The sequence below is a fragment of the Mesorhizobium sp. 128a genome, from assembly GCF_053848025.1.
In genome coordinates this window covers 1-489 of sequence record NZ_JBSPKY010000094.1, presented here as the reverse complement: position 1 = coordinate 489, position 489 = coordinate 1, and the positions used below count along the sequence as shown (strand labels likewise).

Annotated in this window: 1 protein-coding gene; it reads left to right on the top strand. The window is 62.2% G+C overall.

What is annotated here, in order from left to right; all coding sequences use genetic code 11:
• Nucleotides 1–489: aminotransferase class I/II-fold pyridoxal phosphate-dependent enzyme (locus ACWTU9_RS33220; protein ID WP_455862019.1), on the top strand; the 489-nt coding region annotated here is incomplete at both ends.

Genomic DNA, 489 nt, shown 5'->3' with positions numbered 1-489 from the left:
TGTTCGAAACGCTGCTCGGCGAGGAGGATGCGATCATCTCCGATGCGCTGAACCACGCCTCGATCATTGACGGGGTCAGGCTGTCGAAGGCCAAGCGTTTCCGCTACGCCAACAACGACATGGCCGATCTCGAAGCGCGGCTGAAGGAAGCGAAGGACTGCCGCTTCAGGCTGATCGCCACCGACGGCGTGTTTTCCATGGACGGCATTATCGCCAATCTGAAGGGCGTATGCGATCTCGCGGAAAAATACGATGCCATGGTGATGGTCGATGATAGCCATGCCGTCGGCTTCGTCGGCAAAAACGGCCGCGGCTCGGCCGAACATTGCGGCGTGGAGGGCAGGGTTCACATCATCACCGGCACGCTCGGCAAGGCGCTCGGCGGCGCATCGGGGGGCTATACCTCCGGCAAGAGCCAGGTCGTCGACTGGCTGCGCCAGCGTTCGCGGCCTTATCTCTTCTCCAACACGCTGATGCCGGCGATCGCCG